Annotated in this window: 23 protein-coding genes and 5 tRNA genes; 18 read left to right on the top strand and 10 right to left on the bottom strand. The window is 41.3% G+C overall.

Going from position 1 to position 22,872, the window contains the following annotated elements:
• The first annotated feature begins 187 nt into the window (after positions 1–187).
• The 16 genes from LP667_RS10935 to LP667_RS10860 all read left to right on the top strand — a co-directional run bounded on the left by LP667_RS10935 (position 188) and on the right by LP667_RS10860 (position 17,419).
• Positions 188–1,045 carry a GRP family sugar transporter gene (locus tag LP667_RS10935; RefSeq protein ID WP_021732667.1) on the top strand — a complete coding sequence of 286 codons (858 nt, stop codon included), beginning with the start codon at positions 188–190 and terminating at the stop codon, positions 1,043–1,045.
• A gap of 220 nt (positions 1,046–1,265) precedes the next feature.
• Positions 1,266–2,618 carry a glucose-6-phosphate isomerase gene (locus LP667_RS10930; protein WP_021732666.1) on the top strand — a complete coding sequence of 451 codons (1,353 nt, stop codon included), beginning with the start codon at positions 1,266–1,268 and terminating at the stop codon, positions 2,616–2,618.
• A gap of 339 nt (positions 2,619–2,957) precedes the next feature.
• Positions 2,958–3,149: a hypothetical protein gene (locus tag LP667_RS10925; protein ID WP_021732665.1), complete on the top strand. Its 192-nt coding sequence runs from the start codon at positions 2,958–2,960 to the stop codon at positions 3,147–3,149.
• Positions 3,150–3,831: 682 nt separating this feature from the next.
• Positions 3,832–5,826: an ABC transporter ATP-binding protein/permease gene (locus LP667_RS10920; RefSeq protein ID WP_021732664.1), complete on the top strand. Its 1,995-nt coding sequence runs from the start codon at positions 3,832–3,834 to the stop codon at positions 5,824–5,826.
• Between the two features lie 17 nt (positions 5,827–5,843).
• Positions 5,844–7,421: a glycosyltransferase gene (locus LP667_RS10915; RefSeq protein WP_021732663.1), complete on the top strand. Its 1,578-nt coding sequence runs from the start codon at positions 5,844–5,846 to the stop codon at positions 7,419–7,421.
• Entirely contained in the window at positions 7,393–9,156 is a 1,764-nt protein-coding gene (locus LP667_RS10910) for an ABC transporter ATP-binding protein (protein WP_021732662.1), read from the top strand. The genes LP667_RS10915 and LP667_RS10910 overlap by 29 nt, the downstream gene beginning before the upstream one ends.
• Before the next feature lie 635 nt (positions 9,157–9,791).
• Positions 9,792–9,923, top strand: a complete 132-nt coding sequence (locus LP667_RS17265; RefSeq protein ID WP_021732661.1) for a hypothetical protein — start codon at positions 9,792–9,794, stop codon at positions 9,921–9,923.
• A 168-nt stretch (positions 9,924–10,091) separates the two neighbouring features.
• Complete coding sequence (locus LP667_RS10900; protein WP_021732660.1) at positions 10,092–10,232, top strand: hypothetical protein; 141 nt, start codon at positions 10,092–10,094, stop codon at positions 10,230–10,232.
• Positions 10,233–10,269: 37 nt separating this feature from the next.
• Positions 10,270–10,401 carry a hypothetical protein gene (locus tag LP667_RS17260; protein WP_080235743.1) on the top strand — a complete coding sequence of 44 codons (132 nt, stop codon included), beginning with the start codon at positions 10,270–10,272 and terminating at the stop codon, positions 10,399–10,401.
• 30 nt (positions 10,402–10,431) lie between these two features.
• The gene (locus LP667_RS17255; protein ID WP_011101806.1) at positions 10,432–10,563 is read left to right on the top strand and encodes a hypothetical protein; all 132 of its coding nucleotides are present in this window, start codon (positions 10,432–10,434) and stop codon (positions 10,561–10,563) included.
• 32 nt (positions 10,564–10,595) lie between these two features.
• Positions 10,596–10,739, top strand: a complete 144-nt coding sequence (locus tag LP667_RS10890; RefSeq protein ID WP_021732659.1) for a hypothetical protein — start codon at positions 10,596–10,598, stop codon at positions 10,737–10,739.
• Positions 10,740–10,770: 31 nt separating this feature from the next.
• A complete protein-coding gene (locus LP667_RS17250) occupies positions 10,771–10,902 on the top strand; it encodes a hypothetical protein (RefSeq protein WP_021732658.1) in 132 nt (43 codons plus the stop codon).
• 78 nt (positions 10,903–10,980) lie between these two features.
• Complete coding sequence (locus LP667_RS17245) at positions 10,981–11,112, top strand: hypothetical protein (RefSeq protein WP_021732657.1); 132 nt, start codon at positions 10,981–10,983, stop codon at positions 11,110–11,112.
• A gap of 314 nt (positions 11,113–11,426) precedes the next feature.
• Positions 11,427–14,804 carry a MucBP domain-containing protein gene (locus LP667_RS10870; protein ID WP_120247240.1) on the top strand — a complete coding sequence of 1,126 codons (3,378 nt, stop codon included), beginning with the start codon at positions 11,427–11,429 and terminating at the stop codon, positions 14,802–14,804.
• Between the two features lie 99 nt (positions 14,805–14,903).
• Positions 14,904–16,880, top strand: a complete 1,977-nt coding sequence (locus LP667_RS10865; protein ID WP_021732655.1) for a coiled-coil domain-containing protein — start codon at positions 14,904–14,906, stop codon at positions 16,878–16,880.
• 53 nt (positions 16,881–16,933) lie between these two features.
• Positions 16,934–17,419, top strand: coding sequence for a MarR family winged helix-turn-helix transcriptional regulator (locus LP667_RS10860; protein WP_003642771.1), 486 nt, complete (start codon positions 16,934–16,936; stop codon positions 17,417–17,419).
• Between the two features lie 48 nt (positions 17,420–17,467).
• Here LP667_RS10860 and LP667_RS10855 read toward each other — a convergent pair whose 3' ends face one another.
• From LP667_RS10855 to LP667_RS10845, 3 genes are all read right to left on the bottom strand, one after another.
• A complete protein-coding gene (locus LP667_RS10855; RefSeq protein WP_225442926.1) occupies positions 17,468–17,743 on the bottom strand; it encodes a hypothetical protein in 276 nt (91 codons plus the stop codon).
• A 20-nt stretch (positions 17,744–17,763) separates the two neighbouring features.
• A complete protein-coding gene (locus tag LP667_RS10850; protein ID WP_021732653.1) occupies positions 17,764–17,997 on the bottom strand; it encodes a hypothetical protein in 234 nt (77 codons plus the stop codon).
• A gap of 198 nt (positions 17,998–18,195) precedes the next feature.
• Positions 18,196–18,268, bottom strand: a tRNA-Gln gene (locus LP667_RS10845).
• A 134-nt stretch (positions 18,269–18,402) separates the two neighbouring features.
• Here LP667_RS10845 and LP667_RS10840 point away from each other — a divergent pair.
• Together LP667_RS10840 and LP667_RS10835 are read left to right on the top strand one after the other, a co-directional pair.
• A complete protein-coding gene (locus LP667_RS10840; RefSeq protein ID WP_021732652.1) occupies positions 18,403–18,609 on the top strand; it encodes a hypothetical protein in 207 nt (68 codons plus the stop codon).
• Between the two features lie 48 nt (positions 18,610–18,657).
• Positions 18,658–18,730: transfer RNA gene (locus LP667_RS10835), tRNA-Glu, on the top strand.
• 229 nt (positions 18,731–18,959) lie between these two features.
• Here LP667_RS10835 and LP667_RS10830 read toward each other — a convergent pair.
• The 7 genes from LP667_RS10830 to LP667_RS10815 form a co-directional block, all read right to left on the bottom strand.
• The gene (locus tag LP667_RS10830) at positions 18,960–20,081 is read right to left on the bottom strand and encodes a tyrosine-type recombinase/integrase (protein WP_056988476.1); all 1,122 of its coding nucleotides are present in this window, start codon (positions 20,079–20,081) and stop codon (positions 18,960–18,962) included.
• A 249-nt stretch (positions 20,082–20,330) separates the two neighbouring features.
• A complete protein-coding gene (locus LP667_RS10825) occupies positions 20,331–21,524 on the bottom strand; it encodes a hypothetical protein (protein ID WP_056988477.1) in 1,194 nt (397 codons plus the stop codon).
• 33 nt (positions 21,525–21,557) lie between these two features.
• Positions 21,558–21,628: transfer RNA gene (locus tag LP667_RS10820), tRNA-Gly, on the bottom strand.
• A 57-nt stretch (positions 21,629–21,685) separates the two neighbouring features.
• Positions 21,686–21,862, bottom strand: coding sequence for a hypothetical protein (locus LP667_RS16775; protein WP_016511204.1), 177 nt, complete (start codon positions 21,860–21,862; stop codon positions 21,686–21,688).
• 23 nt (positions 21,863–21,885) lie between these two features.
• Positions 21,886–21,972: transfer RNA gene (locus LP667_RS16770), tRNA-OTHER, on the bottom strand.
• A 47-nt stretch (positions 21,973–22,019) separates the two neighbouring features.
• Positions 22,020–22,111: transfer RNA gene (locus LP667_RS16765), tRNA-OTHER, on the bottom strand.
• A 29-nt stretch (positions 22,112–22,140) separates the two neighbouring features.
• Positions 22,141–22,860, bottom strand: coding sequence for a hypothetical protein (locus LP667_RS10815; protein ID WP_056988478.1), 720 nt, complete (start codon positions 22,858–22,860; stop codon positions 22,141–22,143).
• Positions 22,861–22,872 lie beyond the last annotated feature (12 nt).

The following is a 22,872-nucleotide window of genomic DNA, read 5'->3' as shown; positions in this document are numbered from 1 at the left end:
TTTCGGGGACCGTTTTCATTAATTGAAAACGGTCCCTATCACTAAGAAAACGAATTCATGAAAATATAAAAATAATTATATTTGGCCTTGAATCCCTGATTGTGACTGGTAAAACGGTTACTTAACTGGTAAAATGTTTCTTTGTCGTTAGGCAAGAGAGAAAACATAGAAATGAGGATTATTAGTAATGGGAATTCTAATTGCACTGATTCCTGCGATTGCGTGGGGCAGTATCGGCTTAATTAGTGGCCGAATGGGCGGTACCGCTCGGCAACAGACCCTTGGGATGACCATGGGGGCCTTAGTATTTGGCTTAGCATTATGGGCGGTCGAACAACCAACCTTAACAAGCAAAATTTGGTTGATTGGGATCGTTTCCGGGTTGTTTTGGAGTATTGGTCAAGGTCAACAATTTACGTCAATGAAGGCGGTCGGCATTTCACGGACGACGCCAATTTCAACTGGGATGCAACTGGTTGCTAATGCATTGGCTGGTGTGCTGTTATTTAATGAATGGCACGGCAACATGTATTGGATTGGTTCTGTTTCCGTGATTGTTCTAATTGCGGGGGCCGTGTTGACTTCCTTAACTGATAAGACTGATCCGAACCGTAGTGCTTCTGAAAATTGGGGTGTTGGGATTCGCGCCTTGATCTTATCAACTATTGGCTATGCCGGGTACACGATCGTTGTTCATTATGGTAATGTTAATGCGCAGGCGGTTGTCATGCCCCAAGCAGTGGGGATGTTGCTCGGTGCTTTGATCTGGTCCTTTAAGGATAAGCCGTGGGTCGTTAAAGCCACTTATCGTAATATCGTCACTGGTCTGGTCTGGGGTGTTGGGAACCTTTTCATGTTTATGGCAATGGCCCAAATTGGGCAAGCCGTCGCTTACTCCCTTTCACAAATGGGAATTGTTATCTCAACATTTGGTAGCATCTACCTATTAGGTGAACACAAGACGAAACGAGAAATGGTCTACGTGGTGATTGGCTCGATTCTAGTCATTGTTGGTGGAATCGCGTTATCCTTGATGAAGGCTTAGTAAAGCTTTACTAAAAAATTAATTATTTTATTTACAGATTAAAAAAATCTGCTGAAGGTGCGGTAACGGCAAGTTATCAGCACCTTTTTTGTTAATAATTGTATTTATTTTTTACACAAATTACGAAAATTTACGAAAAAAGAGGGGAAGCGCTTTTCATTATTAGGCGAGCTATTGTATAATATGACATGTAAATACGTATAGAAAGAGGTAATAGTAAATGGCACACATTTCATTTGACAGCTCTAATTTAACTAAGTTCGTTCATGATAATGAACTTGGCGAAATGCAAGCTATGGTCACAGCTGCTGATAAGGAGCTGCGTGAAGGAACCGGCGCCGGTAATGATTTCCGCGGCTGGTTAAATTTACCAACAGATTACGATAAGGAAGAATTTGCACGGATCAAGACCGCTGCAAAGAAGATTCAAGGCGACTCTGACGTCCTCGTTGTGATCGGGATTGGTGGTTCATACCTCGGTGCACGGGCAGCCATTGAATTCTTACACGAAACTTTCTGGTCATCACTTTCACGTGAAGACCGTAAATTCCCACAAGTTGTCTTTGCTGGGAACTCAATCTCATCTTCATACGTCAACGATTTAATTCACTTAATCGGCGACCGTGACTTCTCTGTTAACATTATTTCGAAGTCTGGGACGACGACGGAACCTTCAATCGCATTCCGGGTCTTCAAGGAACGGTTAATTGCGAAGTATGGTGAAGAAGCTGCTAAGGGCCGGATCTATGCGACAACTGACCGTAAGCGCGGTGCGTTGAAGCAAGAAGCTGACGCTGAAGGCTACGAAACCTTTGTTATTCCCGATGATGTTGGTGGTCGCTTCACTGTCTTGACACCAGTTGGTTTATTACCAATTGCGGTATCAGGTGGAGACATCGACTCATTAATGAAGGGTGCTGCCGATGCCCAAAATGAATATAAAGATGCCGATTTAACTAAGAATGAAGCTTATCAATATGCGGCTTACCGGAACATCTTGTACCGGAAGGGCTATACTACTGAAATTCTGGAAAACTACGAACCAAACATGGCGATGTTCTCAGAATGGTGGAAGCAATTAATGGGTGAATCCGAAGGGAAAGACCAAAAGGGTATTTACCCATCATCAGCTAACTTTACGACTGACTTACATTCATTGGGTCAATATATCCAAGAAGGTCGTCGTAACTTGATGGAAACGGTCGTTAAAGTTGACAATGCTACTAGCGACGTTGACATTCCTAAGGAAACCGAAAACCTTGATGGTTTGAAGTATCTTGAAGGTAAGACGATGGCTCAAGTTAACACCAAAGCCTTCGAAGGGGTTATTATGGCCCACGTTGATGGCGGTGTTCCTAACATGGTTGTTAACATTCCTTCACAAGATGCTTACACGTTAGGTTACACAATGTTCTTCTTTGAAGCTGCCGTGGCCATTTCTGGTTACTTGAACGGGATCAACCCATTCAACCAACCTGGTGTTGAAGCTTACAAGAACAACATGTTTGCTTTACTTGGCAAGCCTGGTTACGAAGAATTAACTAAAAAGTTAACTGCCCGTCTTAGTGACTAGTTAACAGTTATCATTTAAAAAACACCAAAATACGGATTGGCAGATTGCTGATTTGTATTTTGGTGTTTTTTGATGTCTTATATAGACTTTATCACCTAATCCCAATGGTACCAATTTGCTAGTTAATAAGTGTGGAGGCAGCTCAATCAGGTGGATTCTTGTTTATACGCACGTGCGTGTCCTAACATAATCTTCAGGTTGGATCAAGCAAGCTTGATTTGAAGTTGCTCAAGCTAGATGAGCTTTAGACTGCGGAAACGGATAAGGCGGGTTATACTATATAAATAGTAAAAAATTCAGCCATGATTAATATTTATGGCTAAATTTAAGGAGCTTAATATGCGTAAATTAAACATTATCGAAAGTATCATTATTGTGGTCGGGTTACTGGTCTTTTGGCTAGGCAGTGAAGTGACGGTGATCAATCAACAGTTACCATGGCTACAATTTGTTGGGCTAATTGTGGTATTTGTGACTGGGTTAGCTGATGCGATTTATCGCGTCGTAACAAAACGCTCTTTTTTTAAGTAAGAACTGTTTCGTAAGTAGCGCTGTTTTGAGAGTACCGAATATAAGTGGCTGGTTTAAAGTATGTATTATGTAGTTTGAATCATGATTAAAATATGTCATCAATTAGATTTACTGTTCGTCAACGGGTGTGCGCCCTATTCCGACTTGGGTGACAATTGTAGGGCCCACGTTTCGGCAATTGGCAGAACGCCTAGGATGCACTAACCAAGCAGGTCTACACTAAATTGAACCTTTTCCAAGGGGTCTAAGCTGGCTGCTTTTAAGGAATGGTATAGTTTTAATCGTGATGCTATGATTCGTGCCAGATTGATGAACGCAATGTAGTTTAAAGTGGTTTTTACTAGGAAATGACAAACCTAGTAAAAACCACTTTTTAGTGTATACCTTGAAACGGTGGGGTGCTGATAATAAGCGTACACGCTAGTAAGTGTTGATTGCCGATACAAAATTATCCTGAATTTGAAATTTTTTTATTCGAAAAATTGATCATATAAGCGATATTTTACAAATTGTAACTACCAAGTATGCGGCTTATTAGGGTTTAAGATGATTATAATTTTAATAATGAATGATGACCACAGGTATTCAATAACACTTTACATCATTCACCAAAAATCGCAATGTTATTAATGAGGAAATACATCGTGGGGAATGTAGTTAAAAAAATAGTGGAGGTACATATATGAGCTTTTTAGAATTACACGATATTCGTAAGGCCTATACCTTAAATCACCAAGAAAATGTCATCTTAAAGGGCATTAACTTAAACTTTGAACGGGGAGAGTTTATTTCGATTCTTGGGGAGTCCGGTGGCGGTAAGTCAACACTGATGAACATTATTGGTGGTTTGGACCATCATTATGATGGGGACGTCTTATTAGACGGTCAGTCCTTGCGCTCAATGAATGTGCGGCAAATGGACCGGTACCGGCGTGAAACCATTGGCTTTATTTTTCAAAACTTTAACTTGGTCAGTTATCTAACCGTCTTGGATAACGTTATGCTCTCACTGAAGATGACCAAGATGTCTCGTGGGCAGCAGGTTCAACAGGCACAAGACTTGCTCAAACGGGTGGGGCTTGAACAGCAGACCCACCAGTATCCAAATGAACTGTCGGGTGGTCAGAAACAACGGGTCGCGATTGCCCGAGCACTGGCGAGTGATCCCGATATTATCATTGCGGACGAACCAACGGGGGCTTTAGATAGTGAAAACACCCAAGAAGTGATGGATATTTTATATTCGATCGCCGCAGAAGGAAAACTCGTCATTACGGTGACTCATTCGCAAGAAGTTGCTGATTACGGGACACGCATTGTTCATTTAGATGATGGCCAAATTCATGATGAATTAGTGATTGGGGCTCCGTTCGATGTGGTCGATAAACAGCCAACTCGTTATCGGACCCTTGGTTTTCGACAGATGTTCCGGATGTCAATGCAGCATATGCGCCGGATGTGGCTCCGTTACTTACTGATTATTTTTGGATCATCGATTGGAATCAGTAGTATCGTTGTGATGCTTGGCTTAGGATCAGGGATCCAAAATTATATGAATCACCAGATTACGTCGCAGGTCAATCCAACCGCTGTGCAAGTTTCAAAGAAGACGGGGAAGGTCAGCACGTCTGCGCGTAAAAAAGCGACAAGTGCGGCAGCTTACAAGGCTGCAGTTAATCAAGAACAAGTCACAGCGGCTAAGAACGCTGAAGTGACAACTGCTAATGCCAAACAGTTAGCAGCTATCAAGCATGTTAAGTCCGCTAAGTTAGGCTATTATACGAGTACTCAGGCTAATTATCAAAAAACAACGGTGACGGCAAGTCTCCAGACGGATAACCCGACAATTTTGAGTAAAACCATTAAGAATGGGTCGCGCCCGGGCACTGACCAAGTCTTAATTGGTCGCAAGTTAGCCAAGAAGATGATGGGCAAAAAGCATTATCAAAAAGCACTTCATAAAAAATTGACAGTTAAGTTGACAACGGTTAATCGCAAGAATCAATCCGTAACGGTCAAGCAGACATTAACCGTTAGTGGGATTACTGGTAGCGATGATACAAGTGTTGTTGTTTTGCCCCAAACGGTTAAAAAGATGTTGGCGGCTAAGAACGTGGCTTACCGGCCAAACTTTGCCATTGTCCAGATTGACAAACTGGCGCATGTTAAGCAAGTTGAACACAACATCAAGGCCATCAAGGGGACTAATAAGAAACAACAGTATAACTACACTGGAATCGGTGATTTAATTGATTCATTGAATACCTATATTCGTTTAGCCACTAACGTATTGACTGGCGTGGCTGGCATTGCTTTATTGGTCTCGGCAATTATGATCATCGTTGTCTTATACGTTAGTGTTTCTGAACGGACTCGTGAAATCGGGGTACTGCGAGCGCTTGGCGCCCGTAAACGCGATATTAGTCATTTGTTCTTTGCTGAGGCTCTAACTATTGGGGTATTAGCAGCGATTATGGGATTACTGTTTGGTGAAGGGTGGCAATTCTTAGGCAATATGGCGATTTATAGTTTAATCAAGTATCCAATTGTTCGAATTTCAGGGGCAGCAATGCTAGGTGGCATCACGGTCAGTGTTGTAATCAGTTTGTTGGCAGCTTTGGCACCAGCACACATGGCTGCACGATTAGATCCAGTTGAGAGTTTATCACATGAATAAAAGCGGGGGCGGAGCAAATGTATTTCTTTATTACAAGTAAAATTGATTCGACGCCATCGGCTATTGAATTAGCCATGATTCAGCGTCAAAAGTTATTCACAAAGCATCGGGTACCCGCGTTGATCGTGACCCGTAACTTTGTGCGGGACTTGCACCAAAATATGCATCAGATCGGTTATGATGACGAATTTCAAGTCAATATGTATGATTATTTTCAAGGGACTACGAATTATGAGGGTCAACCATTGACAGCCGCTAACTACCCGCGGGTGACGGGTGAAACTTTGGAACGGGTCAGTGCCAATGAATTTGATGTGATCCAACGGGAACAACGTCAAAAGGCTTTGATGCTGAATGCGCAAGGTAATATTGATTACGTTGATATTCTCAATCCTCAAGGCGCAGTTAGCCGACGTGACTACTATGACACGCGGGGGTTCTTAACGGTGGCGCAGTATTTTGATGACAAGCAGAATATTGTGTTAGAGCAACATTGCAATTTACAACAACAACCCGTTTTAGAGACATTCTTTCGGCCGAACGAGAAGCAACAACCGGTCGCTACGCACCAGCGCCTCTTAAACTATCATGGTCACAATTATGAATTTGAAGATTGGGATCAGTTAACGGCGTTTTTCTTAGACGCATTGAATACGGAATATGGTGGTCATGGGACGATGATCGTGGATCGCAGTGATGCGGGGATGAATCCAATAGTTAAAATGACGACATTAGCCCGCAAGTATGAATTTTTACACAGTAATTTCACGCTGGATCCACTTGACGTTGTCAACTCACCAATTGTGCCATACACCCAGATTGGTTTAGATCATGCGAATCAGATGGCGGGCTTGATTATGTCAACGCAAGAAGAGTGTGACGACATGACAAACCATATTCATAATGTGATTCCAACTTTGGCGATCCCAGTTGGCAGTGTGAGCGATGAGCAATTAGCCACACGGCCAGTTGACTTTGGTGATCGGACTGCTGGTAAGGTTATTGCGGTTGCGCGGTTGTCAGCTGAAAAAAATCTAGAGCAATTAATCAAGGCTGTCGCTTATGTTCACGAAAAACAATCAAACGTGACGCTAGATATTTATGGTTATGGTGATTCGTGGACTGGATTTAAAGAAGAAAATCGGTTACGAGCACTAGTTAGTTCGCAACACTGGCAATCATTTATCACGTTTAAAGGTTTTGAACGTGATTTAACGCCTGTTTACAATCAGGCCCAACTGATGGTCTTGACTAGCCAGTATGAGGGGTTTAACTTAGGTATTTTGGAAGGGCTGAGTCATGGCGTGCCGGTAGTCGCTTACGACATCAAGTATGGACCAGCGACGATGATTAATGATGGTCAAAATGGGCGTCTAATTACGCCGAATAACTTAGTCGAACTTGGTAAGGTGATTTTGGCGTTATTGCAAAACCCAAAGCAATTGGCACAAATGAGTGAACGTGCGTATGGCAATAGCAGTCGCTTTTCAGAAGCGATGATTTGGCAACGCTGGAATGATCAAGTTGTTCAGCCAGATATTCAAGCAATGAGGGGAGTTACAACCAATGGAAACACATATCACGTCATCGGCTAACCAACCGCATGCTAAGTATGGAACCCGTGATTTGCTAAGACTGATCATGACGCATGCCCACCCAAAGAAGGGGCTCTTCATTGTTGGGATCCTATTGTCGTTTGTCGCCACGATTTGTAGCCTTGGGATTACGTTGATGTTGAAAGAATTCATCGATGCTTTTAATCATGGCACTTCGGGACAGTTATTAGGACGCTTGGCAGTCGTGATCGTCGTCCAATTATTTGCAAGTGTTGCGTCGAGCTTCTTGCTCAGTTACACAGGGGTGGACGCGGTCTCAACGCTACGTAGTGCGCTATGGCAACATATCGTTGATTTACCAATTCCGTATTTTGATCATAATCGGACGGGGGAACTGTCTAGTCGGGTGGTCAATGATACGTCGACGATTTTTGAATTGATTTCCAGTCAGTTCTCAAACGCCATCAATGGGATCATTTCGATTATCGGTTCCTTAACGTTAATGCTGTTATTAAACTTTCGCTTAACGATTATTATTTTGATTGTGGTCCCACTAATGGCCGTGATTATCGTCCCAATGGGGCAAGTGTTAGCGCGAATTTCCAAAGCGATTCAAAAAGAAACGGCCAATTTGAATAGTGCTGCGGTTCAAATGATTGGACAAAACCGGTTAGTGAAAGCAATGGTTGCTGAAAAGGCATTGAAACAGCAAGGAAGCGATCAAGTTGATCGGATCAAGGGCTTCAGTGTTCGCCAAATCAAGTTGATTTCTGTATTGAACCCAGTCCTTAACATTATGTTGTTGGCAGCGATTTTTATTATCATTGTTTATGGCGGTATTTTGGTTCAAACAAAGGCTTTGACGATTGGAAGTTTAGTGGCTTTCTTAATGTATGCAGTCCAAATGATCTCACCACTAAGTAGCGTAACGGGCTTAGTAACGGCACTCCAACAAACGGTCGGGGCAACCGAACGAATTGATAATATCTTAGATAGTCCCGAAGAAGATAAACGGTTATCTGGGGAAACATTGACAACGATCGATACGGTTGACTTTGATCACGTTGATTTTGGTTATGAACATGATAAACCAGTACTCAAGGACGTTGATTTAACGATCCACCGTGGTGAACGAATTGCCTTGATTGGTGAGAGCGGTAGTGGGAAAACAACCTTAGTCTCGTTATTAGAGGCCTATTATACGCCGACCCGCGGTGATCTGGACGTCAACGGTCAGGCAATGGACAGTTATACAATCCCGTCGATTCGTAATCAGATTGGTTACGTGAGTCAGGAAGTCGATCTAATGCCAGGAACAATTCGCGACAATCTGTTATTAGGGTCAACTCAGGCCGTGCCAGATGAACAGTTGAGTGCATTATTGACGCAAGTCGGTCTGGCCGATTGGTTGGCGGAGCTCTCGGCGGGTCTGGACACTGATGTTGGTGAGCGGGGCCTCAATGTCTCAGGTGGACAACGGCAACGCTTAGCCATTGTTCGCGCACTCGTCCGCGAGCCATCGTTACTGATTCTCGATGAAGCGACGGCTAGCCTTGATAATCAGAACCAAGAACGGGTCACGCAGCTATTGGCGACCTTACCAGCTGACTTGACGACCATTACCATTGTCCATCGCCTGAATCAAATTGAGGCGTACCCGCGGATTCTCTTTATGGAGGATGGCTGCATTACTGGAGATGGCGATCATGAATCCTTATTAGCAACGCATGAACGTTATCGTGACTTTTACCGGTTGCAATATCAACACGGTTAGAAGCATTTAGAGCGATACGATTCGATTATTAAGATTAGTAAGTGGTTATTGCTGAACGATGGCAATGACCACTTTTTTTGTGAAAAATAATGTATTTTAATGGTAAGTGTTGGTTAACGCGGACAATAGAAGCGGTAAAAAATCGGCTAAAAGTATTAATAATTTTAATAATAAGTTGAAAAAAGCTAATTTTATAATTATTTTTTAGGTTACTAATTTATGAATGATAAGAGACATAATCGGGAAAAAAAGTAGGCGCGTGCCAGAAAGCAACCATGCTTAAATAGCGATACTAACAAGGATTTAAACGCTTTCTGGTGCTGTGACTAGCTCGTGATAAATATAAATAATATTGATATTGCCCTCAAATTTGGGGCGTTAATGAAACGCGTAAGTAGTCTATAGTGTGTATATTTACTAATTGAATATGATACTGCCCTGTATTTATTCAAATATTAGTAATTTTATTGACGATTGTAGGGATAATTAGTTAATATTTAAATCGTAAACGAGGTTACTTGTTTCACATTCGCATTAGTAATCAATATTAGTTATTTAACAGGATAAATTAAATTATTGATAATTGTGTTACTAATCAACGAATGATTTGTAAATTTTCTAAGGAGGATTTGATTATGAGTTTCTTCAGTGATTTACATTTCTTACCAGGAACCCACACGTCATCACATACTAGTTATGTCAGCAACCAACCACTTGGTACTTTCTATCAGTTTGTGTTGAATGTGATTGCTGCAGTTAAGGGTTAAGATCGCCAGATGCGGGTGTTAGAGAGGCTGATGATTAATTAGTTGAATTTTCTAACCGCTTAACCGAAGCTTGCAGAACTTAATTTGTTTTCCATTAATCGAGTCTCGCGATTCAATATCGAGACTTGAGGAACTAACCATTAATTAACCAAAAAGGAGGAGTTATTCATGAGTTTCTTTACTGATTTGCACTTCTTACCAGGAACCCACACGTCATCATACACATCAAGTGTTTCTAACGACATTTTTGGTGGCTTCCACAGTTTCATCTTAAACTTGATTCCTGCAATCAAGAGTTTGTTTAGCTAATAATAAAAATCAATCACATTATAGGAGGATCTACATTATGAGTTTCTTTAACGATTTCCACGTCTTACCAGGTACCCATACTTCTTCATACACATCAAGCGTATCAAACGATATCTTCGGTGGTTTCCACAGCTTCGTATTAAACTTGATCGCCGCATTCAAAAACTAATTTAATCAAACAAATAGGAGGATTTACATTATGAGTTTCTTTAACGATTTCCACGTCTTACCAGGTACGCATACGTCATCATACACATCAAGTGTTTCCAACGATATCTTCGGTGGTTTCCACAGCTTCGTATTGAACTTGATCGCTGCATTCAAAAAGTAATTTAGTCAAACAATTATAGGAGGATTTACATTATGAGTTTCTTTAACGATTTCCACGTCTTACCAGGTACCCATACATCATCATACACATCAAGTGTTTCCAACGACATCTTCGGTGGTTTCCACAGCTTCATCTTAAACTTGATTCCAGCAATCAAGGGCTTATTCAGCAAGTAATCTTAACTAATCTTTCAGGAGGATTTATATTATGAGTTTCTTCAATGATTTCCATATCTTACCAGGTACACACACGTCATCATACACATCAAGTGTTTCCAACGATATCTTTGGTGGCTTGCATAGTTTCATCTTGAACGTTATCAAAGCGATCAAGGGTTAATCTATTTAGATAAATAAATTAATCAATTTATTAATTAATATCTTGATATTATTTAAATAATGAGGGAGGATATACATTATGAGTTTCTTTTCAGATTTGCACTTTTTACCAGGTACGCATACGTCATCACATACTAGTTATGTCAGCAACCAACCACTTGGTACTTTCTACCAATTCGTATTAAACGTTATCTCAGCCATCAAGGGCTAATAATTAACTAAACTAAAGGGGATTAATCTCATGAGCTTTTTCAATGATTTTCATATTTTACCAGGTACACACACATCATCATATACATCAAGTGTTTCTAACGACATCTTTGGTGGATTACACAGTTTTATCTTAAACGTTATTGCCGCATTTAAGGGCTAATTCGTTAAATATAACTGAATGCCAACAAAATCGTAATGGTGTTATTAAGCACAACACGATAAGCACGACTAAGATGATGGGCTGGCAAGCGATTTGTCACCCATCATTTTACATAAATGCAGAAAATCGTGGGTGCTCGGGGAGGATTCCATATGTCAAAAGATAATCAAAAAATGACCGGTGATTCAGTTTATCGGGTAAAGATGTATAAAGACGGTAAACGTTGGGTTTATGCCGGTGCAACCACGTTAGCTCTAGCTGCTGGTTTAGTTTTTGCCAACGTTAATGCTTCAGCTGATACTTCTGCAAACACGGACACCAACACAGAACAAGTTTCTAGTGCTGCTAGTTCAGCTGCAACTAGTTCAGCAACGACTTCGTCAGCTGCTACGGATGCCAGTTCTGCATCTTCAACTGCAACTTCAACGTCAAGCACAGCTAGTTCAACAGCAACATCTTCAAGTAGTGCTGCCAGTTCGACCGCAACTGTTGCAACACAAAGTGCTACTTCAGCGAGCGGAAATTCAGCCGCACAGCAAGATGACACTACGCAAACTGCTGTTGCGACCTCTGCTAAGGTACAATCACGAGCTGCTAGTGTTGCTACTACTGCGACTGTTGAACAAACAGCTCCGACAGTCACTACACCTACATCTGACGCAACACCGAAGGTTACTAGTGAAGCAACACTAACTACTTCTGAAGCGGCTAGTGCATCGACATCAGAAGCTACATCTACCGTAGCTAGTGGTAAAGGTCAAGTAGTTAAGAATGCAGATGCGGCAGGAGCGGACAACGTAAATTCCGTTGTTGATGGTACAAATTTTGCTACTGAAGCTGACACTACTTACGATGTCACAGTCACGCTATCAAAAAATTCTAGTGTTGATTGGACAGACGCTAATGGTTCGTTTGCAGTGAAGGGGAACGTTGCTTCTGCAACTGGTACTTGGAAATTAACATCATATACAGTTGGTAATACACTAACTGATGGGGTTATTACTGATGGAACGACCACAACGCTTACTGATAATGATGCAGCTGGCATGCCAAGTGTCGTTTACGCTGACTCACTTGCGGACAACAGTTATTTACAACTAAATTATGTTTACACTGCTACTACTAGCAGTTCTGCAAATGGTGGTTTAACTTTTACTGATATTCCACGTGCTGTTCATGATACCGCAGCAGGATCAAATCAAATTGGTTGGGATTATACAACAAATGTAACTACAGACACGACGATTACTACGCCAGCTGAAGATGCTTCAGATGTCAGTGTGGCGTATGTTGTAATCACCGGTGTTAATGCTGATGGTACCCCTAAGTATACTCAGATTGACGGTGGTGTAACTAAGAGTGGGAAAGTTGGAACAACTTTTACTATTAATCCAGCAACGATTGATGGCTATGCACTCTATGGTGCAAGCAATAATGTTACTGGTGATGCAAATGGCCTCACTGGGACAGTTGATACGGATGCTACCAACAATGAAGTTGTATTAGTATACGCTGAAAATACCGGTATTGTTGTTAACTATCAAACTGCTGATGGATCAACTGTGGCTGCATCCAACCAGTATACGCAAGGTACTGATGGAACCTTTACTCGTGCAGGCGGTACGTATGAATTAACTGCTCCAAGTCTTGATGGCTATACCTACACGGGTTACAAGATTGGTGACGGTGATGTTCAATCAGGAAACATTGCTGCAGGTACGCTTGTTGCTGGCGCTAATACAGTAACTTTTGTTTATGCTCCAGTTGTCGAACAATCTGACATTACTGTAAATTACGTTGATGAAGCTGGCAATGTAATCAAGGATTCAACTACTTCGACTGGTGATAACGGCACGACTTACACGATTGACCAACCAACAATTGATGGTTACACGTATAAGTCAGCTAGTGATTCCTTAACCGGGACGTACGACGGCAATAAGACAATTACCTTAACTTACGCTAAGAATGCAGCCCCAGTTGAACAATCAACGATTACGGTAAACTACGTTGATGCTGATGGTAAGACGATCAAGACGGCGACGACCCAAACCTTGGACAACGGTTCAACTTATAAAGTTGAGACGCCAACCATCGATGGTTACACTTACAAGTCAGCTGATGGCGCCTTAACTGGTACGGTTGATGGTAATAAGACGATTACCTTAACTTATACCAAGGATGCGACACCAGTCGAACAATCAACGATTACGGTAAACTACGTTGATGCTGATGGTAAGACAATTAAGACGGCGACGACCCAAACCTTGGACAACGGTTCAACTTATACCGTTGAGACGCCAACCATTGATGGTTACACTTACAAGTCAGCTGATGGTGCCTTAACTGGTACGGTTGATGGTAATAAGACCATTACCTTAACTTATACCAAGGATGCGACACCAGTCGAACAATCAACGATTACGGTAAACTACGTTGATGCTGAAGGTAAGACAATTAAGACGGCGACGACCCAAACCTTGGACAACGGTTCAACTTATACCGTTGAGACGCCAACCATTGATGGTTACACTTACAAGTCAGCTGATGGCGCCTTAACTGGTACGGTTGATGGTAATAAGACCATTACCTTAACTTACACCAAGGACTCAACGACACCTGTTGAAAACAAAGCTAACTTGACGATCAATTACGTTGACGCTGATGGCAACACCATCAAGACGTCTAGTGTAACTGAATATATCGTTGGTCAAGCTTACACGGTCGGTCAACCAGAAATTGCTGGTTACACGTATGACCATGCAACTGGTGATGCTATTGCCGGGACGATTGCATATAACGGTAACACAGTTACCCTTGTTTACACGAAGAACGGTAGCACGACACCAACTGAACAAACTAAGACGATTACGGTAAATTATGTCGATGCTGATGGTAACACCATCAAGACCGCTACGACCACAACATACAAAGTTGGGGACACATACACGGTCGCAACACCAACAATCGATGGCTACACTTACAAGTCAGCTGATGGCGCATTGACTGGTACGGTCGCTGATGATGCTACGATTACTTTAACTTATTCTAAGACCGATAATGGTGGTACAACGACTGCGCCAACCACTGCACCTGGTACTGGTGACAATGGTAATAACGGTGGCGGAACCATCACGACGGCACCAACCACCGCACCTGGTACTGGTGATAACGTCAATGGTGGCGGTACTGGTACCACGACTACTGCCCCTGTTACGACGCCAAGTGATGACACTGTCAACACTGGTTCATCAACGACGGCGGCTTCAACCGCACCAGCAACCACGGTTTCTGATGATGAAGTAACGCCAACCACGACTGCAACTAGCAATGGTACGAGTGGGGTTGTTCCTGCTTCCGCATCATTACAACCAGTTGTAACGACGAAGACGACGACTTCTGACGCGAAGACGTTACCTCAAACGGATGAAGACGAAAACGGGACTGCTTTGGCTGTCTTGGGTCTTTCAACCTTATTGATGGGTTCAGCGCTATACTTTGGCGTTTCTCGTCGGAAACATGAAGCATAATAATTAGAATAGCTTGATTATTTGCTGAACGGATGGAAAGGTCAGCAATGACCTTTCTACTCTTTGAGCAAACAATCAAGTTTATGGAGGAGTTGCATTATGAAGATGTTCAATAAAAAGCGCAGAGATAAGAATGAGGATTATCGTAATCATTCTGAGCGTGCAACGGCGACTTCAACCGTTGCTGCTCAAAAGCCAAAACCAAAGGCAACCCAAAGTAGCACGACCCCCAATGTGCGGTCGGCTAGCGGTGTCCGGCCAACTAGCAGTGGCGTAACGGCTTCGACTAGTGCCCCAGTTAAGGGTCAAAACCGGGTTAATCAACGGCGTGCTACCCAAACGGCGGCAAAGAACAGTGCGGCGATTGAACGTGAAATGGCTGATTTAAACAAACAATACCAAACTTTACGCGGGGAGCTTAAGGTTCAATTAGTTCAAGACCGTAAGCACGAAAAGCAACAGTACGAAACCTTAGTCGCCGAACAGTTAAACTTAGAACAGCAGTTAAAAGATGCTAAGATCACATTATCTAAGCAGGATAAAGTTGTTAATACTAATGATGGTGAACGGCAAGGAATGGTTAAGACCATCAATGCTTCTCAAAAACGTTATGATGATGCTAAGAAAGCTCTTGCTAAGAGCGATCAGACCATCAAATCGTTAGAAAAGAAGATTACGCAGTCAGAACAATCATTAGCTGATCTCAAGCAGAATGAAGCTGATATGCGTAAAGCAATTCAAGGCGAACAAGACTTGAAGAAGTTATTCGTTTTGATGAAGCAACAAGAAAAGCAAGCTCAGGACCTGTATCAAAAGAGTGACGCAATCAACAGTGAACTCGTGAAACTCCAGAAACGTGAACAGACTGAAACCCGTGAACGTTCGCGGAAAGAACACGCGATTACGAGTGCGGAAAAAGACTTACATACCGCTCAAGATGCGTTAGTGGCCTATGATCGTAAAAAGAAGAGTGCCCAAGACGAACAGGAACGTTCACTTAACTTGATCAACCAGAAGATTAATCGGCTACAACATGACTACGATCAAAACGCAACGATTGTTAAAGGTTTGCAACAAAAGGTTGAAGGAATCGATGCAAAGTTAAAATCGGATTACGGGACAACGCACTTAGTATCACCCGTTGAATTCGATCAGTCCGCAAAATACTTCTTATTCAGCACGGACCTGATTCAGTCATTATCTAGTGAAGAAAAAGCTTCAATGGAAATGATTATGGGCTTATTGAAGAGTGAAGTTAAGGATAATGCCAACGTGATTACTGTCAACTATAATGATAGTTTGCCAGATATTTGGAATAATTATCAAGCGGCTGGACTCGTTGATAAGCGTACCGGATTATATAATATGTACTATACGATTCAAGCGAAGGTTCCGGGTGCGGTTGCGAAGACTAAGCCAGAATTACCTGATAATCCAGCATGGCAATATAAACGTAATGCTGACCAGCAGATTGTGTCAATTGCCGATGATGGTGGGACGCCAATCATGACGTTGAAGTATCGTAAGAATGGTGCTATTTGGTACATGACATACTTTAATGGTTCACTGGCTACTCGACGTGACGTCTACGATGCTGCTGGGTTCTTATCTGTCACCCAATACCTTGACCGGACAAATAACTCGCAAGTTACTTTAGAAAACTTCTATCGTCCGGACCACTCTTTAGCAATGGTCAAGCAATACGGTAGTAATCATGAACTATCTATTCAATTAGTGAATAAGGAAGAGGCCATTACGAATGTCTTCCATTCTGAAACTCAATTATTGAACTGGTGGTTGGCATCAGTCTTACAACAACAAAACAGTGTGTTAGTGATGGGCATTAATTCACCATTATTCGACCAGTGTTTGCAAGCAACCAATGAAAGCTTCCATCTTTTACCAATTGTATCTGCGGATGATTTGGATAACCAACATGTTCAGGATATCATTAGCGGTAAGAGTAAGTTGTCAAGCTTAGTTGTGACGGATCATGATGTTCAGACTGCGATTGAAAAACAAATGACGCGTGATCTTGAAATTACGGTGATGCCAGCAGCAGAAGTCCGTGCCTAATCACGGGGTTGTTGATGATGCCTTGAACGTGACGCATGAATGGGGTTTTAATAATGATGAAGACTAATACCAAAAAAGCCAAGTACGACGATGCGGAACTGTTCGAGAAAGTTTTAGTGGGCATGTCCTGGCTCGAAAGCCATCTTCGTGAGATTATCCAAACGATGGTGACTGATGCAGATGTGTCGTTTGAACAGTTCTTGATTCTTTACTATCTTGACCATAGCACTGATCACCGAATTACGGTGAAAGAGCTAGCCGCTGACCGCCACGTTTCTTCTTCAGCGATTTCAAGGAAGCTCACTTACTTGATCAACAATGATTTAATTGTGCTAAACATTGATCCTTATGATCGCCGGTATCGTTACTTAACGTTGACCGCGAAAGGGGAAAAATTGGCGCGAGTCATTGAAAAAGTTAACGAAGAACGCCTCGGTAAGTTCCTAGATGAATTTGGCCGGATTCGAACTTCTGAATTAACTGATGAGCTTCGAATGGTCAGTAAAGTTTTAGTAGATACCAAGGAAATAAAAGGTTAATAAAAAGAGCAATTCGGCTGTCAAATAAGCTGAATTGCTCTTTTGTCATTAAATATTGATTGCAAACGAGAATAAGATAAAACCACCAAGTAACATCGTGATAATTGCCACGACCACCCATAGCACTTGACGCATACTGTGACGAACTTGGCGCTCAACGTGATTCTTTGCTTGGGAGCGCTCATGTTGGGCGTTGAACAACGAAGCATTCGTGTTCTTGACCCAATCGGCACCACGTTGACCATAGTAGGGGTTGGTGTTATGACTGATCGAGTGGTGGACCCGACCATTTGATTTGGGTGACGGTTGATAACGCCGCATCATAATCCTCTTTTCAATGGGTGTTAGTTTTTCTGAGCCTTGTAAGGAACAGCATAGTTTTTCGGGGCATCGCTAGCTTTTGCATACTTCCAGTGTCCGGACATCTTCTTTTCTAGTGGGGCACCATCCTTGATGCAAGTAAAACGCGAGCCAACTTCATTCTCAATGATGAAGATCCGGTTAAACTCGTGCCGCGTCTGGACAATGTGACAATCATCGTGATCGATACCAAAAACATCTTTGTATACCAACAACATTATCTCCTTTGTATTGATTTCAAAATAGTGACGATTTAAAAGGCTTCACAGACAGTCTACATAATCTATTATAAACCCCGATTCAAGTCCGTAAACTATTTTGTTGGCGAAAAAAGAAAATTTCATCTACTTAGCCATAATTAACAAAAAACACTAACGTAGGTCAAACCTACGTTAGTGTTTAATCATTAATTCTAATTGGGTATACTGGGCTCGAACCAGTAAATTACGGATTCAGAGTCCGCTGCCTTACCAATTTGGCGAATACCCAATAACAACTATTTAATAGTAACTTTTCCATCAAATACTGTCAAGACTTTGGTGAAACTTTATGCATGTTTTTTGTATTTTTGCTTGAACTTAGTAGCGGTAGATGACTAAACTAATTGATGGGAAGGTGAGTACGTGTCTAAATCAGAATTAGATCGTTTATTTAATCATTTACGTCAACAGCTGATCGTCTGGGCTGTCACGTCAATCGGCTTAGCGGTTATGCGTAATTTTTTGTTACCGCAATTATTGACATTCGTTTTTTGGGGCAGTGTTGTTTATTGTTTGATTTTATTCGTTGGGCTAGCTGTTGTTACGGTTTTTCGATGGCAAAAGTCATAATTGATTTGACAAGCCGCTTATCATTCGGTAAGATAGTAAATGAATTTGTGCCCGCTGGTCAAATTGGTTAAGACGTCGCCCTCTCAAGGCGGAGTTACGGGTTCGATCCCCGTGCGGGTGATAAGTCGACAAATATAGAGAAACGACAAAGCACCAAAACGCTGATATAAAGGCGTTTTGGTGCTTTTGTTTTACACTCGAAAACCACTCAAACACGATATGTTCTTCCACGATTCTTCCAAAAACGAAAAAAGTAGCCAAAATATAGCATTTTTTGGAAGAAAAATTAACAAATGATTTTGTAATCCCTTGCGGCACAAGGACTACAGCAATCACAAAATTATCATTTTTTAAAATCCTTCGTCCATTAGCTCGGTAGCCTTCTTATCTGACACGCCGTTTTCTTCTTCAATAAGATGGACGTAGGTGTTAACGGTCGTTTCTAGTTTTTGATGTCGAAGGCGATGTTGAACATAGGGAAGGGACTCATGATTTAAGATAAGAATCGAAGCGTGTGTGTGCCTCATGGCGTGTGTTGTAACTTTGTTGATCTTTAGACGGTTACAAATACGTCCTAGCTCTTCGTTTGCATTCCCATTGCCCACGATTTTTCCTAGTTTAGACCAAAATACGAGGTTCTTAGGATTCTTCATTTCGTGCAATTCTAAATAATCTTTCTGCGTGCTACGATAGCTCCTCATAAAACGACAGTAGGCGGGTCCTATGGTTATATCTCCATCGGCCTGTCCATTTCCCTTAGTTGGACGAAAAGTCTGTCTACGAGCGTCCCACTGCTGTTTAATGTGAACTATTCCATTATTCAAATCCAAATTATCCCACGTCAGACCAGCAGCTTCCTCGAACCTGGTTCCAGTTTCTAATTGAAACAGCATCATCAGCATAGTCATGTGGTCATAATCAGCCGTTTTAATGAGGTATTTACGCAGCTTCTTATAATCGGGCAACGTCAAATACTTTTCCTCTACGGGCTTAGGAGGGCGTCCAGTGACGTGTGCCTTGTAAGCAAAGTCACGTTTTAGAATACCATCGGCTACAGCGTCCTTGATTGCGGTGTGTACTTGTTGATGAAGTTTGTGAGATGTGGCAATTCCATGACTGCGACCAAATTCATTCAGAAATTTCTGATAATCCGGCCGTTTAATTGCGCTCATAGGTCGATCTTTAAAATATGCAGAGATGTGACGCCAATTGCCCATATATAGCTCGTGGGTATGACGCGATACGCCGTCAGTTTTGTAAATTCTGATCCAATCAAGAAAGTAGTGCTTTAGACTCTCGGTGCTACGTGATAAGTCAGCACCTTCCAGCAGAGCATTTTTAGTTTTAGTTTCCCACTCAACAGCGTCAGTTTTGCGCTTTTCTAAATGAGTAACCGACTTATAGTTACCGTCATCATCTTTATAAGAGACACGGGCCTGCCATTTACCATTATTAAGTTTGGTTACTGACATGTTTTATTCCTCCCAACTGGAAATAACAATAGGTTGACATTCCCAAACGTATGTTCCTTTGAGCTGAAAATATATACCCCAATAAAGGGGTACTAAGCGAGTGACAATGATTTGTAACTTCACATTTAATTGACAATTCATTGCTAAATAATACCATCTCTAAGATGTTTTATTAGGAGTATAATTATAAAAAAGGGGGGAAAGCAATGTTAAAAAAGATCTGGGCTTACTGGTTATTATCAACAACAATTACTTTTTGGCTGAAAGTGATAAGTATATTAATAACTCGACAAGCTGATTTAGTAGTACTTTTTTTGATTGTTTTTCCCGTAACTTTGTTGATTGCGAAAGTGATTCCTGATCCTGATTCATGGATTTACTTTCAGGTAGAATTAAGGTTCCACTAACTTTAGGATGTAATTTTGCTCGTTTTAACTCTGAATCTTTTTGCTTAGCTATCTTATAATTAACTTTGTATTTAAGCTTTTTATTTTCTAAATGCTGTCTATAAATTTCTTGACACCATTCTACTAATCCCAGTTCCTTACCACGTTTACCACCAATTACACGCCATGCGAAAAGTAAGGTTCCACCTGTGCCAGTGGTTAAGACTCCTGCTTCTAAAAAAGGCTCTATGGCTTTATATAATTTATAGAGCTCATTTATTTTTATTACAGTAGCGATTAAATTCATAGAGACAGGCGAATTACGGCGAATATCCACCTTTATTAATTTTGGATCAATATCAGCAGTCTTCAAAATAGAAATAAATTCATCCCATTGTTTCATGGTTAAGTTTTCGTTTGTGCCAGCACTGATAAGAAAGTGAACATTTTTGTTTTTAATATAAAGTGGGCTAAAGAGACGGTCAATTGAATTAATATCGTCAATTGATTGTATATGAAATAATGCTTCATGGGCTGATAATGCCCACAACAATCCTTTGGGAAGCTGATTTTTAAAAATTTCTTTAATCCAAGTTACGTCTCGACGTTTAGTATACGGGCAAATAGTAGAATGATTTGCATTTAATGTTTGAAGATCGATCTTTTTAGTGATATTAGCTTGATTAGCATCATATGCACTGCTAGTAATAACTCCGATAAGAAAATTTGTTGAGTTTTTAGCAGGTACCAGCACGATATCGTTAATTTTCATAGTGCTGGCAAATCTACGAATCTGGTTAGCACGAAGACCTGCAGTCTGGTTACTTTCGTTTGGATATGCATCAAGATATAGTTCTCTGTAGTTAATATTATTTGAATTAGAACTTTGCTTCCGTTTGTTAATGGATGCAATGGTTATTTTGTTATTAGCAATTGCAATGAATCCGTCCTCTAAAAAATCAGAGTAATATTTTCCACCATCAGCCCTCACTAACCAGTAGTTAGTTGATTCTGGAATTGACAATATTGGCGTGCTGACTGAATTTGATTCATCCATACAGATTTCCTCCAAAGTAATCATTTTTTACTAAGCGAGTGACGGGAATCGGACCCGCGACTACAGCTTGGAAGGCTGTCGTTTTACCACTAAACTACACTCGCATAAGAGCCAACAATGGGTTTTGGTCGGCTCAACAGTTAATTAGAATGTACCTACAATTATTTTTGCTTAAGACGATCAACCATATCTCTTTCCATTCCTTGGATTATGCGGTCATATTCTTTCCTTGAGTAGCTATCTTTTGTAAGATAAACGAAAGCATACAGATTAATAAAAGAGGTTAAGTCATTAGTAATGTTATCTATGAGTTCGTATTTCGACATATCTTTATCCATAATCTTACCTTCTTTCTTTTAAAAGTGGGTGGCAGGGATTGAACCTACATAACAATTTCAAACGAGAGAGAAGGGCTGAAATCGTTATTCTACCATTGAATTACGCCCACGTGATGTACGTGCTAAAGTAAGCGGTAGTATGGGTTATTTGTTACAATGCGAGCGGCAGGAGTCGAACCTGCATCAATATAGGATGTGAGACCTATGAGAAGTGTGCAAATAATTGTTCTACCGTTGAACTACACTCGCGTGAAAGCCCCGACGAGGGCTTGGACCTGTTATGGTCTTGCGTATTGATTGCCCCGTGGTGCTGGCTTGGCACCAGAATTATCAGCAGCACTCTGGGTCATATATTGGTAATTACCTGGATTTTTAACGCTGGTGTAGTACTTATTGGAGTCTGATACAAAAACCATACCAGAAGCAGCAGTAGTCCAACCACCGTTTTGTGTATAAGAAGCATTGTCTGTAGTACTTGTTTCGCTCGCTTTTTTAGCTGATGACGAGCTAGCAACTGATGATTCTGAACTGGCTTTAGCTATTGAAGAGCTTTCTGCCTCAGACTGCTTTTTGCTTGCTTCGGATTCAGAACTAGCCATACTCTCTGAATTCTCTTTGGATTCAGACTTGGAGGCAGCAATACTTGCAGATTCTTCTTTGCTGCTTGATAGGGCGCTTTCAGATGAATCCTTCTCTTTAATAGAGTTAGCTTTACTGATACTAGCCTTTCTTTTCGATGCATCTTTTGCTGAACTTTTCTTTGCTTTGCTACTTGAGGCTGTATCTGACTGTGATGCACTCGATCTTGCTGTGCCAGAAGGGGCGGCCCAAACCGTTAATGCTAAGAATAGGATTGTTAGTCCTACTGAGATTAAGGTGTATTTTTTGTATAGACGATTAACACCTGTTTTTGTGAAATGATGAATTCCCCCACGAATTGAAAAGTAAGCTAACGCAATTAAAGATACAAGAAACATAAATGTAAAAAATATATCCAAAGTAATCCCTCC

This window comes from Lactiplantibacillus paraplantarum (assembly GCF_003641145.1).
Classification (GTDB): Bacteria; Bacillota; Bacilli; order Lactobacillales; family Lactobacillaceae; genus Lactiplantibacillus; species Lactiplantibacillus paraplantarum.
This window is presented reverse-complemented; position numbering and strand designations above follow the sequence as displayed.

What these genes read in the sequence shown, in the direction of transcription:
- LP667_RS10860 (WP_003642771.1), top strand. Translation starts at nt 16,934, where the DNA reads ATGATGAAGACTAATACCAAAAAAGCCAAGTACGACGATGCGGAACTG.
- LP667_RS10915 (WP_021732663.1), top strand. Translation starts at nt 5,844, where the DNA reads ATGTATTTCTTTATTACAAGTAAAATTGATTCGACGCCATCGGCTATT.
- LP667_RS10825 (WP_056988477.1), bottom strand. Translation starts at nt 21,524, where the DNA reads ATGGATGAATCAAATTCAGTCAGCACGCCAATATTGTCAATTCCAGAA.
- LP667_RS17265 (WP_021732661.1), top strand. Translation starts at nt 9,792, where the DNA reads ATGAGTTTCTTCAGTGATTTACATTTCTTACCAGGAACCCACACGTCA.
- LP667_RS17245 (WP_021732657.1), top strand. Translation starts at nt 10,981, where the DNA reads ATGAGTTTCTTTTCAGATTTGCACTTTTTACCAGGTACGCATACGTCA.
- LP667_RS17260 (WP_080235743.1), top strand. Translation starts at nt 10,270, where the DNA reads ATGAGTTTCTTTAACGATTTCCACGTCTTACCAGGTACCCATACTTCT.
- LP667_RS17250 (WP_021732658.1), top strand. Translation starts at nt 10,771, where the DNA reads ATGAGTTTCTTCAATGATTTCCATATCTTACCAGGTACACACACGTCA.
- LP667_RS17255 (WP_011101806.1), top strand. Translation starts at nt 10,432, where the DNA reads ATGAGTTTCTTTAACGATTTCCACGTCTTACCAGGTACGCATACGTCA.
- LP667_RS10910 (WP_021732662.1), top strand. Translation starts at nt 7,393, where the DNA reads ATGGAAACACATATCACGTCATCGGCTAACCAACCGCATGCTAAGTAT.
- LP667_RS10900 (WP_021732660.1), top strand. Translation starts at nt 10,092, where the DNA reads ATGAGTTTCTTTACTGATTTGCACTTCTTACCAGGAACCCACACGTCA.
- LP667_RS10855 (WP_225442926.1), bottom strand. Translation starts at nt 17,743, where the DNA reads ATGATGCGGCGTTATCAACCGTCACCCAAATCAAATGGTCGGGTCCAC.
- LP667_RS10865 (WP_021732655.1), top strand. Translation starts at nt 14,904, where the DNA reads ATGAAGATGTTCAATAAAAAGCGCAGAGATAAGAATGAGGATTATCGT.
- LP667_RS10870 (WP_120247240.1), top strand. Translation starts at nt 11,427, where the DNA reads ATGTCAAAAGATAATCAAAAAATGACCGGTGATTCAGTTTATCGGGTA.
- LP667_RS10890 (WP_021732659.1), top strand. Translation starts at nt 10,596, where the DNA reads ATGAGTTTCTTTAACGATTTCCACGTCTTACCAGGTACCCATACATCA.
- LP667_RS16775 (WP_016511204.1), bottom strand. Translation starts at nt 21,862, where the DNA reads ATGGATAAAGATATGTCGAAATACGAACTCATAGATAACATTACTAAT.
- LP667_RS10920 (WP_021732664.1), top strand. Translation starts at nt 3,832, where the DNA reads ATGAGCTTTTTAGAATTACACGATATTCGTAAGGCCTATACCTTAAAT.
- LP667_RS10930 (WP_021732666.1), top strand. Translation starts at nt 1,266, where the DNA reads ATGGCACACATTTCATTTGACAGCTCTAATTTAACTAAGTTCGTTCAT.
- LP667_RS10850 (WP_021732653.1), bottom strand. Translation starts at nt 17,997, where the DNA reads ATGTTGTTGGTATACAAAGATGTTTTTGGTATCGATCACGATGATTGT.
- LP667_RS10935 (WP_021732667.1), top strand. Translation starts at nt 188, where the DNA reads ATGGGAATTCTAATTGCACTGATTCCTGCGATTGCGTGGGGCAGTATC.
- LP667_RS10925 (WP_021732665.1), top strand. Translation starts at nt 2,958, where the DNA reads ATGCGTAAATTAAACATTATCGAAAGTATCATTATTGTGGTCGGGTTA.
- LP667_RS10830 (WP_056988476.1), bottom strand. Translation starts at nt 20,081, where the DNA reads ATGTCAGTAACCAAACTTAATAATGGTAAATGGCAGGCCCGTGTCTCT.